The organism is Coralloluteibacterium thermophilum (assembly GCF_042654365.1).
GTDB lineage: Bacteria > Pseudomonadota > Gammaproteobacteria > Xanthomonadales > Xanthomonadaceae > Coralloluteibacterium > Coralloluteibacterium thermophilum.
The window spans coordinates 20,736-31,161 of sequence record NZ_JBHSGG010000006.1; the positions used below are offsets into that span (position 1 = coordinate 20,736).

The window sequence follows — 10,426 nt, forward strand, 5'->3', positions numbered from 1 at the left end:
ATGCCCCGCCTGCTCGTCCTCGCCGCCCTGCTGTTCGCGATCCCCGCCCTCCCCGCCGCCGCCCAGGCGCGCGTGGACCAGCTCACCATCATCGACGAGCGCGTCGGCGAGGGGCACATGGCGCTGGAGGGCATGCACGCCTCCGTGACCTACGCGGGCTGGCTCTACGACCCGACCCAGCCGGACCAGAAGGGCCGGCAGTTCGACGCCTCGCTCGACCCGGAGAACCCCTTCGTGATGATGATCGGCAGCCGCCGCCTCATCCGCGGCTGGAACGAAGGGATGATCGGCATGCGCATCGGCGGCAAGCGCAGGCTGCTGCTGCCCCCGGAAGACGCCTACGGCGCCCAGGGGGCGCCGCCGGCGATCCCGCCCTACGCCTCGCTGGTGTTCGAGATCGAGCTGCACGACCTCGAACAGCGCTGATCCGGACGCCGGGCTGCCCGGGCCGGGCCGCCCCGCTACAGCGCCTCCGCCAGTGCGAGGACGTCTGCGGTGAAGCCCGGGTAGTCGTCGTGCGGCGAGACGTGCGCCTCGCGGCGGTTGACGATCTGGCGCACCGCCACCAGCCGCTTCTCCGGCACGACGACGATGGTCTGGCCGAGATAGCCGACCGCCCGGTAGGCCACCACCTCGCCGCGGCTGCTGGAGAAGATGTCGCGGAACCGGAACCCGCGGCCGGACACCTCCTCCTCGTAGCGCGCGGTCCAGTCGCTGCCCCCGATGTGCGTCTGGAGCGCGGCGAAGGTGGCGTCGCGACTGTCGAAGCGCTGCCCCTCCAGCGGCGCGAGCGCCTCGACGAAGGCCGGGTCCGCTCCCCGCTCCCGCAGCGCCGCCAGGGCGCCCGGGTTGAAGTCGTACCGTTCCCAGCGCGGGATGCGCCACCAGAGAAGGCCGACGTCGGCGCTGCGCGCGCTCGGGGCGAGCATCGCCTCGATGAAGTCCTCGTCGAGGAGCCGCGTGCCGTCGGGCGCGAGCCCGCGGTCCAGCACCAGCCGACCGAGCCGCGCCGCGTCGCGCGCGGTGAGCGGCAGGCCCGCCATGCCGTGCGGATTGCCGGCCTCGTCCGTGTACCACGGCCCCGCGACGATCCCCAGCGGCTCGAACAGCGTCCGGGCGAGGTAGCGGTCCATGCGCTCGCCGGAGGCGCGCTCGACGACGCCCGACAGCAGGTTGGTCGCCTTGTTGTTGTAGGCGTACTGCGTGCCGGGATCGGCCTCCAGCTCGGCCGCGAGCGCGAGCCGGACCACGTCCGGCGCCGGGTAGATCTCGAGGTCGGTATTGCCGACGTTCTGCAGGCCCGAGGTGTGGTCGAGCAGCATGCGCACGGTGATGTCGCGCTTGCGTCCCTGCCTCCACTCGGGGAAGAAGGCATGCACCGGCTCGTCCAGCGAGGCCAGGTGCCCGTCGAACAGGAGACGGCCGACCGCGAGCGCGACGATGGACTTGGTCGCCGACATCAGTTCGATCGGCGCGACCTCCGCACGGGCGTCGAGGTCGAGCAGGACCTCGTCGTCGCGCATCACCAGGACGGCGTCGGAATGCGTCGCGCGCGCGTTGGCCTCGATGCGCGCCAGCGCCTCGGATGCGGCCGCCGCCGTGGAGGGCAGTGCGCGGCCAGGGCGATCAGGGCGGGCGCGAGCAGGTTGCGCATGCGGTCGTCTCCATGTGAAGGGACGACGGAGTGTGTCCGCCGGCAGAGGCACCCGCCCCTGCCGTCGGTCATGCGCGCGTGCCGGCTCAGGCCGTGGCCGCAACCTCGTCGAGCGTCGGGTAGTCGGTATAGCCCTCCGCCCCGCCGCCGTAGAACAGCTCCGGCCGCGGCGGGTTGAGCGGCGCATCCGCCGCCAGGCGTGCCGGGAGGTCGGGATTGGCGATGAAGGGAACCCCGAAGGCGACGGCGTCCGCCTTGCCCTCGGCCAGCCAGGCCTCGGCGGTGGGGCGGTCGAAGCCCTCGTTGGCGATGAAGGCGCCGCCGAAGCGCTGCTTGAGCATCGGCGCGAGGCTGTCCGGGCCCGGCCGCTCGCGTGCGCACAGGAAGGCGATGCCGCGCCGCCCGAGCTGTTCGGCCACGTAGCCGAAGGTCGCCGCGGGATCGCTGTCGCCCATGCTGTGCGAATCGCCGCGCGGCGCCAGGTGCACGCCGACGCGGCCCGCGCCCCAGACCGAGATCGCCGCATCGGTCGCTTCGAGCAGCAGGCGCGCGCGGTTCTCGATGCTGCCGCCGTAGGCGTCGGTGCGCCGGTTGCTCGCGCTCTGCAGGAACTGGTCGAGCAGGTAGCCGTTGGCGCCGTGGATCTCGACGCCGTCGAAGCCGGCCTTCTTCGCGTTCTCCGCGCCGACGCGGTAGGCCTCGACGATGCCCGGGATCTCGTCGAGCTCCAGCGCGCGCGGCACCGGGTAGGGGCGCTTCGGCCGCAGCAGGCTGACGTGGCCCTCGGCGGCGATCGCGCTCGGCGCCACCGGCGCCTGCCCGTCGAGGAAGGACGGATCGGAGATGCGTCCCACGTGCCAGAGCTGCAGCACGATCAGGCCGCCCTCCGCATGCACGGCATCGACGACCTTCCTCCACCCCGCGACCTGCTCCTCCGACCAGATCCCGGGGGTGTCGGCATAGCCCACGCCCATGGGGGTGACCGCGGTCGCCTCGGAAAGGATGAGGCCCGCGCCGGCGCGCTGCCGGTAGTACTCGACCATGAGGTCGTTCGGCACCCGGCCGCCGCCCGCAGCGCGCGAGCGCGTCAGCGGCGCCATGACGACGCGGTTTCGGAGGGAGAAGTCGCCGAAGGCGATCGGATCGGACAGCGTGGGCATGGATGCGGTTCCTGTCGGAGCGGAGGTGGGCCTCTCCACATGGCGACGCGCGCCGCCAGCAGAAGCCGGGCTCCTGCAACACTGCGCTGCAGCGATGCGAAGGGCCGGCGGGCGCCGCGGACGCAATGATGCGCCGCAGCTTGCGTCGCGCCGCGGCCCGCGGATCCCGGCACGCCCTGCGGGACGCAGCGCAACAATACGCAAGCGATTGGCGCGAAACGGCTTTCCGGCGTCGCCGCGGCAACGGGCGATTGCTTTACACTATCGCGCGCCGATTTCCCGCCCATGCCGCGGCACGGCGAAAACCCCAATCCTTTCAATTGCTTGCGGACAACCGCCCTCAGGCAGACGCCGCGCAGCCGCGCACGCCGCGTCCGCAGCAACGGAGCAATCAATGATCTTCGAGACGCTTGCCACCACCGGCCACGAGCAGGTCGTGTTCTGCCACAACAAGGACGCTGGCCTGAAGGCCATCATCGCGATCCACAACACGGTTCTCGGTCCGGCCCTCGGCGGCACCCGCATGTGGTCCTACGCGAGCGAGCAGGATGCGCTCAACGACGTGCTGCGCCTGTCGCGCGGCATGACCTACAAGGCGGCGGTCTCGGGCCTCAACCTCGGCGGCGGCAAGGCCGTCATCATCGGCGACCCGAACACCGACAAGTCCGAGGCGCTGTTCCGCGCCTTCGGCCGCTTCGTCAACTCGCTCAACGGCCGCTACATCACGGCCGAGGACGTCGGCATCGACGTCAACGACATGGAGTACGTGTTCCGCGAGACCGAGTTCGTGACCGGCGTGCACCAGGTCCACGGCGGCTCCGGCGATCCCTCGCCGTTCACCGCCTTCGGCACCCTGCAGGGCCTGATGGCCGCGCTCAACGTGCAGTTCGGCAACGAGGACGTGGGCAAGTACAGCTACGCCGTGCAGGGCGTGGGCCACGTCGGCATGGAGTTCGTGAAGCTGCTGCGCGACCGCGGCGCCAAGGTCTACGTCACCGACATCAACCAGGCCAACGTGCAGCGCGCGGTGGACGAGTTCGGCGCCGAGGCGGTGGGCCTCGACGAGATCTACGACGTGGACGTCGACGTGTACTCCCCGACCGCGCTGGGCGGCACGCTCAACGAGAAGACCATCGACCGCATCAAGGCGAAGGTCATCTGCGGCGCAGCCAACAACCAGCTCGCCACCGACGCCATCGGCGACGAACTGGCGCGCCGCGGCGTGCTGTACGCGCCCGACTACGCCGTCAACGCCGGCGGCCTGATGAACGTCTCGCTCGAGATCGACGGCTACAACCGCGAGCGCGCCATGCGCATGATGCGCACGATCTACTACAACCTCGGCCGCATCTTCGAGATCGCCAAGCGCGACGGCATCCCGACCTACAAGGCGGCCGACCGCATGGCGGAGGAGCGCATCGCCACCATCGGCAAGATCCGCCTGCCGCACATGGGCAACGGCACGCCCCGCTTCCAGGGGCGCATGCGCGGCCAGTGACGCACACGACGACGCGGCCTCCACGGCCGCGTCGTTCTTTGTGGGCCGCGACGGCGGTGCCGCGACGAAAGACGAGAGGCGCGCCGGCAGACGCGCGCCACGCCACAACTGAGGAGGAGACAGCATGCGCCCGATGAACCTCGGCGAGGAGATCGACAGCCTGCGCGAGGCGGTGCGCCGTTTCGCCGAGAGCGAGATCGCCCCGCGCGCCGACCGCATCGACCGCGAGAACGCGTTCCCGTCCGACCTCTGGGCCAAGCTGGGCGAAATGGGCCTGCTGGGCATCACCCTGCCGGCCGAGTACGGCGGCTCGGAGATGGGCTACCTGGCGCACGTCGTCGCGATGGAGGAGATCTCGCGCGCCTCGGCCTCGGTCGGCCTGTCCTACGGCGCGCATTCCAACCTCTGCGTGCAGAACCTCCACAACAACGGCACGCCGGAGCAGCGGGCGAAGTACCTGCCCAAGCTCGCCAGCGGCGAATGGGTGGGCGCGCTCGCCATGAGCGAACCGGGCGCCGGCTCCGACGTGGTGGGCTCGATGACCTGTCGCGCCGAGCAGAAGGGCGACGTGTGGGTCGCCAACGGCAGCAAGATGTGGATCACCAACGGTCCCGACGCGGACGTGCTGCTGGTCTACATGCGCACCGCGCACCGCCCGGCCGGCAGCCGCTGCATGACCGCCTTCATCGTCGAGAAGGGCATGAAGGGCTTCCGCACCGCGCAGAAGCTGGACAAGCTCGGCATGCGCGGCTCCAACACCTGCGAGCTGGTGTTCGAGGACTGCGAGATCCCCGACGCCAACCGCGTCGGCGAGGTCAACGAGGGCGTGCGCGTGCTCATGAGCGGCCTCGACACCGAGCGCCTGGTGCTCTCGGGCGGCCCCATCGGCATCATGCAGGCCGCGCTGGACATCGCCCTGCCCTACGTGCGCGAGCGCAAGCAGTTCAACGCGCCCATCGGCACCTTCGGGATCATGCAGGCGAAGATCGCCGACATGTACACCATGCTGCAGTCCTCGCGGGCCTACGCCTACATGGTCGCGCAGGACTTCGACAACGGCATCCGCTCACGCATCGACCCGGCGGCCTGCCTGCTCAACGCCTCGCAGAACGCGGTGAAGGTCGCGCTCGAGGCCATCCAGGCCCTCGGCGGCAACGGCTACATCAACGAATACCCCGCCGGCCGCCTGCTGCGCGACGCTAAGCTCTACGAGATCGGCGCCGGAACCAACGAGATCCGGCGGATGCTGATCGGGCGGGAGTTGTTTCACGGGAAGAGCTGAAAGGCGGGAATGGGGAATCGGGAATCGGGACCTGAAGGGCGGAAGCCGGTTCAGGTCCCGCCGACCGGAAATCCGCCGCGTTCCCTGTTCCCTGTTCCCTGTTCCCTGTTCCCTGTTCCCTACCCCCAGGTCCCGACTCCCGCTTCCCGATTCCCGCTTTCAACTCAAAAGACATACCGAAACGACGCCGCCAGCATCCGGGCATCGCCCCGCTGGCCGAAGCGGTGGTCGTAGTCGAGCGACAGCCAGGCGTTGCGCGCCAGCGGGCTGGCGAGGCCGAGGCCGAACAGGCCGCCGTACTCGGCCAGTCCCACGCCCACCAGCGGCTGCCAGTCGTCGAGCGCGTTGAGGCTGGCATCGAACACGTCGCCGCGCGCATCGAGGGTCTGCTGCCACTGGGCGCGGCCACTGAGCTGCAGGGGCCGGCCGTTGGCGAGCACGAAGGTCCGCTCGGCGCGCAGGCCGGCCATGGCCTGCCAGCGCTCCAGGGTGCCGGCATCCGCGCGGAGCCCGAAGCCTGCGCCGCCCTGCTCCGTGAACCCGTCCCGGTCCACGCGGGCGAACTGGGTACCGACATAGGGCGTGAGCCGCAGGTCGCCGAGGTCGAAGCGGTAGCCGGTTTCCGCGTACGCGCTGGCGAAGCGCCCGCTGTAGTCGGTCCACACGCCCTCCGGCTGCGCACCGAGCAGCAGGAAGCGGCTCACGTCGTGGTCGAAGCGGCCCGCCCCGAGGCTGCCCTGGGCATACCAGCGCTCGCGCGAGAGGCCGGCATAGGCGAGCGCCTCGCTGGCGCGGCTGCGGTTGCGGTCGGCACCGCCCGCGAGCTGCGACTGCGCCTGCGACTGGCCGAAGCCGAAGCCCAGCACTCCGCCCTGGCCCAGGCGCATGTCGTTGCCGACCAGCCAGCCGTCGAGGTCGAAGTCGAGGCCGGCAAGGCCGCTCCGGCCGAAGCCGCCGTGCAGGCCGTGGGTGCTGCTCCAGGCGCCCGATGGCGCCTGGCGCGCATGCACCTGGTCCAGGCGTGCCGACAGGGCGCGGGTGCTGGCATCGATGGATTCGAACGTCATCGCCGCACTGGCACCGTGGACCTCGCCCGAGAGGCTGGCGAAGACGGCGTCCGCGGCGGCCATGGACACACCGCTGCCCTGGATCGCACCCGCCGCCGCGAGGAAGCCGTCGGGAAGGCTGCGTGCATCGTCCCGGGCGAGCATGACGTCGAGGGTCCGGAAGGCCTCCTCGACCCGCTGGGCTGCGCCCGCCGAGGCCGCTCCGAGCTGCCCACCCGCGGCCAGCGCGGCGGCGCTGAAGTGGGTGACGTAGAGCAGCACCTCGTTCGGCTCGTACATGATGCCGCCCTGCACCAGTACGTTGTCGGCATGGGTCAGCGCATCGAACCGGCCGTCGACGCCGCCGGCCGCGACCAGCACGCTGACCAGGCCCGACGGCGTGTAGCCGCTGCGCGCGCCGAGCACGTGCAGGTCGCCGCCGTGGAGGGTCGCGCTCCCGCCGACCTCGAGCCGGCTGCCCAGCTCCACCGCCAGCCGCGCACCCGCGGCCTGCGTGTAGTCGCCCTCGATGCGGAAGTCGCCGCTGTTCGTGGCATCGCCGCCGCCGACACCGACGACGCCGTGGTTCACCACGTCGCGTCCGACGCTGCCGAAGCCGGTCAGCCCGCCCTGCGCGCCTACGGTGACCTGCGAGTCGGTCAGGCGCCCGTCGACGGCCAGCACGCCGCCCTCGACACGGGTCTGCCCGCTGTAGCTGTTGTCGCCCTCCAGCACCAGCACGCCGTTGCCGCGCTTGGTGAGGCCGCCGGCGCCGGAGATGTCGTTCTCCCAGAACGACGTCCCGCCGGAGAACTCCGCGGTCACCGTGCCCCAGTCGAAACGCGCCGGGCCGAGCACGGCCCGGCCCACGTCCAGCAGGCCGTGTCCGAACACCGGGTCCACGCCGGGCGCCCCCAGATCGGTGGCCGTACCGAGCAGGGTCTGGCGCACCAAGTCGTTGGAGAACCACGGGAAGGCGTCCCACACCAGCGCCGCGGCACCGGTGACCTGCGGCGCCGCGAGCGAGGTGCCGCGCACGACGTAGTAGTTGCCCGGATCGTCGTTCCCGCCCACCACCACGCTGCCGGGCGCGGCGAGGCAGTAGTTCATGGCGACGCCGCAGGCATTCGAGTACCGCGCCAGGGCCGTCGGGTCGTCGGTGTCGAGCGCCACGACGGCGAGCCAGCCGCGCTCGAGTTCGGGGAAGATCGTGGCGAGGCTGGCGGTCTGCGACGGCTGGTCCTCCCCGCTGTTGCCCGCCGCCCAGACCAGCAGGCCGCCGTAGTCGTTCACGAAGGGATCGTAGGCGGCGAAGAACTGCCTGCCGACGCTCGCCCTGCTCCAGCCGGTGCTCCAGGAGTTGTTGACGATGTCGACGTTGCGTCCCATCAGATCGTCGACCAGGCGGGAGAAGAAGCTCGCGTCGCCCAGGTCCGGCGGATTGTCCGGGTCCGGCGGCGGCGGATCGTCGATCAGCATGCGCGCCGGGACGATGGTGGCATCCGGCGCGATGCCGCCGGCGAAGCGGCCGTAGGCCCGGCCCGCCGCGATCTCCGCGACCATGGTGCCGTGGCCGTTGACGTCGCCCACGCTGAGGTCGTTGCTGCGTCCGTCGACGTAGTTCAGCGGCGCCTCGACGCGGCCGGTCAGCGCCGGATGGCTGCGGTTGACGCCGGTATCGACGATGCCGATCCGCACGCCCGCGCCCGTGTAGCCGAGATCGTGTGCCGCGTTGGCGTTGGTGCGGGTGAGATGGCCGTCGCGCGCCGGCTGGCTCTCCGGCGTGCCGCTCGGCGGCGGTGGTGGCGGTGCGGGCGGCGGAGGCGGATTGGGGATCGGCGGCGTCGGCCGGATCGACTCCCCACCGCCGCCACCGCCACAGGCGGTCAGCGCGGCTGCGAAGGTGAGGGCCAGCGCGCGCATCGCGTGGCGCGTGGTGGGGTCGCTGCTGCTCATCGTGTCTCCGGCGAAGTCCGTCTCGAAGGGGAAGGCGCGCTTTCACGCTGCCTCGACCGGGTTGTACCGCGGGCTCGGCGTCGGGGGCAATCTGGTGGGGACGGGTATTGGCTTGGCCTGGGGCCTGGGGCCTGGGGCCTGGGGCCTGGGGCCTGGGGCCTGGGGCCCGGGGCCGGGGCCGGGGCTTGGGCCAAGGGGCTCGGGGCTGGCCGGGGCGGGCGTTGCCTGCGCGGCCCTCGGCGCTGCCCTCGGGGCGCAATGGCCCTTTGGTCCCTCGCGGCGGGGTGGCATGGGCCGGCATAATGGATCGATACCCCTCACACCGCCGGCGCGGGTGACGCGCCGCGGGATCTACGGAGTTCCGCATGCAGAACGTGGTCATCGCCGGTGCCAAGCGCACCCCCATCGGATCGTTCCAGGGCCAGTTCACCGGCGTGCCCTCGCCGACCCTGGGCGCCACCGCCATCGCCGCCGCGCTCGCGCAGTCGGGCGTCCCCGCGGCGGACGTCGACGAGGTGATCATGGGCTGCGTGCTGCCGGCCAACCTCGGCCAGGCCCCCGCGCGCCAGGCGGCGCTGGGCGCGGGCCTGCCGGTCTCCACCGGCGCCTCGACCCTGAACAAGGTCTGCGGCTCGGGCATGAAGGCCATCATGCTGGGCGTCGACCTCATCAAGGCCGGTTCGGCCGGAGTGGTGGTGGCCGGCGGCATGGAGTCCATGACCAATGCGCCGCACATGCTCAACGCGCGCGGCGGCATCCGCTACGGCGACGGCAAGCTGGTCGACCACATGGCCTTCGACGGCCTCACCGATGCCTACAACGGCGAGGCCATGGGCGTCTACGGCGAGGCCTGCGCCGACAAGTACTGCTTCAGCCGCGAGGCGCAGGACGAGTACGCCATCGCCTCGGTGCGGCGCGCGCAGGCCGCCATCAAGTCGGGCGCATTCGCCGAGGAGATCGTCCCGGTGAAGGTCGCCACCCGCAAGGGCGAGGTCGAGTACGACACCGACGAGCAGCCGGGCCGCTCCGACGTCGCCAAGATCCCCACCCTGCGCGCCGCCTTCCGCAAGGACGGCACCATCACCGCGGCCAGCTCGTCCAGCATCTCCGACGGCGCAGCGGCCACCGTCCTGCTGTCCGAGGAGGAGGCCCAGCGCCGCGGCGTGACGCCGCTGGCCCGCATCGTCGCCCACGCGACCCACTCGCAGGAGCCGGAGTGGTTCACCACGGCGCCCGTGGGCGCGATCCGGAAGGTGCTGGACAAGGCCGGCTGGGCTGTCGGCGACGTGGACCTGTTCGAGATCAACGAAGCCTTCGCCGTGGTCGCCATGACGCCCATGAAGGAGCTGGGCATTCCGCACGAGAAGGTCAACGTGCACGGCGGCGCCTGCGCGCTCGGCCACCCCATCGGCGCCTCCGGCGCACGGCTGGTGGTGACGCTGGTCGCGGCGATGCGCCTGCGCGGCGCACGGCGGGGCGTCGCGACGCTCTGCATCGGCGGCGGCGAGGCCACCGCGATCGCCATCGAGGCCGTCTGAACCGGGCGGAATGCTTGACAGGCGCCTTGCACATCGCATGATGTGAAAGCGTTTTCACACGCATCCGCCACCCACTTTCAAGGATGTCCACCATGTCGATCAACAAGACCCTGCTCGCGCTGGCGATGGGCCTCGTGCTCGCGGCGTGCAGCAACGAACAGCAGGCCCAGAACGCGGCCGAGAGCGCCGCAGAGTCCGCTGCCGAGGCCCAGCAGGCGGCGACCCAGGCCGCCGGCGCGGCTGCCGCGGGCGACGAGGCCGCCGCCGCTGCGGCCGATGCCGCCGCCGTGGC

At 71.6% G+C, this 10,426-nt stretch carries 7 protein-coding genes and 1 pseudogene; 5 read left to right on the forward strand and 3 right to left on the reverse strand.

Annotated elements, in window-relative coordinates; all coding sequences use genetic code 11:
* A complete protein-coding gene (locus tag ACFO3Q_RS03500) occupies positions 1–426 on the forward strand; it encodes an FKBP-type peptidyl-prolyl cis-trans isomerase (RefSeq protein ID WP_377003254.1) in 426 nt (141 codons plus the stop codon).
* 35 nt (positions 427–461) lie between these two features.
* Here the strand turns inward: ACFO3Q_RS03500 and ACFO3Q_RS03505 are convergent, their stop codons facing one another.
* A complete protein-coding gene (locus tag ACFO3Q_RS03505) occupies positions 462–1,610 on the reverse strand; it encodes a serine hydrolase domain-containing protein (RefSeq protein WP_377003260.1) in 1,149 nt (382 codons plus the stop codon).
* A 130-nt stretch (positions 1,611–1,740) separates the two neighbouring features.
* Positions 1,741–2,814 carry an alkene reductase gene (locus ACFO3Q_RS03510; protein WP_377003255.1) on the reverse strand — a complete coding sequence of 358 codons (1,074 nt, stop codon included), beginning with the start codon at positions 2,812–2,814 and terminating at the stop codon, positions 1,741–1,743.
* 394 nt (positions 2,815–3,208) lie between these two features.
* Between ACFO3Q_RS03510 and ACFO3Q_RS03515 the strand changes: the two genes are divergently transcribed.
* Both ACFO3Q_RS03515 and ACFO3Q_RS03520 read left to right on the forward strand, forming a co-directional pair.
* Complete coding sequence (locus ACFO3Q_RS03515; protein ID WP_377003256.1) at positions 3,209–4,312, forward strand: Glu/Leu/Phe/Val dehydrogenase dimerization domain-containing protein; 1,104 nt, start codon at positions 3,209–3,211, stop codon at positions 4,310–4,312.
* Between the two features lie 124 nt (positions 4,313–4,436).
* A complete protein-coding gene (locus tag ACFO3Q_RS03520; protein ID WP_377003257.1) occupies positions 4,437–5,594 on the forward strand; it encodes an isovaleryl-CoA dehydrogenase in 1,158 nt (385 codons plus the stop codon).
* 164 nt (positions 5,595–5,758) lie between these two features.
* Here ACFO3Q_RS03520 and ACFO3Q_RS03525 read toward each other — a convergent pair whose 3' ends face one another.
* Complete coding sequence (locus ACFO3Q_RS03525) at positions 5,759–8,596, reverse strand: S8 family serine peptidase (protein ID WP_377003258.1); 2,838 nt, start codon at positions 8,594–8,596, stop codon at positions 5,759–5,761.
* 365 nt (positions 8,597–8,961) lie between these two features.
* Between ACFO3Q_RS03525 and ACFO3Q_RS03530 the strand changes: the two genes are divergently transcribed.
* Together ACFO3Q_RS03530 and ACFO3Q_RS03535 are read left to right on the forward strand one after the other, a co-directional pair.
* A complete protein-coding gene (locus tag ACFO3Q_RS03530; RefSeq protein WP_377003259.1) occupies positions 8,962–10,134 on the forward strand; it encodes a thiolase family protein in 1,173 nt (390 codons plus the stop codon).
* A 92-nt stretch (positions 10,135–10,226) separates the two neighbouring features.
* Positions 10,227–10,426, forward strand: a pseudogene (locus tag ACFO3Q_RS03535) (hypothetical protein); the annotation flags it as partial.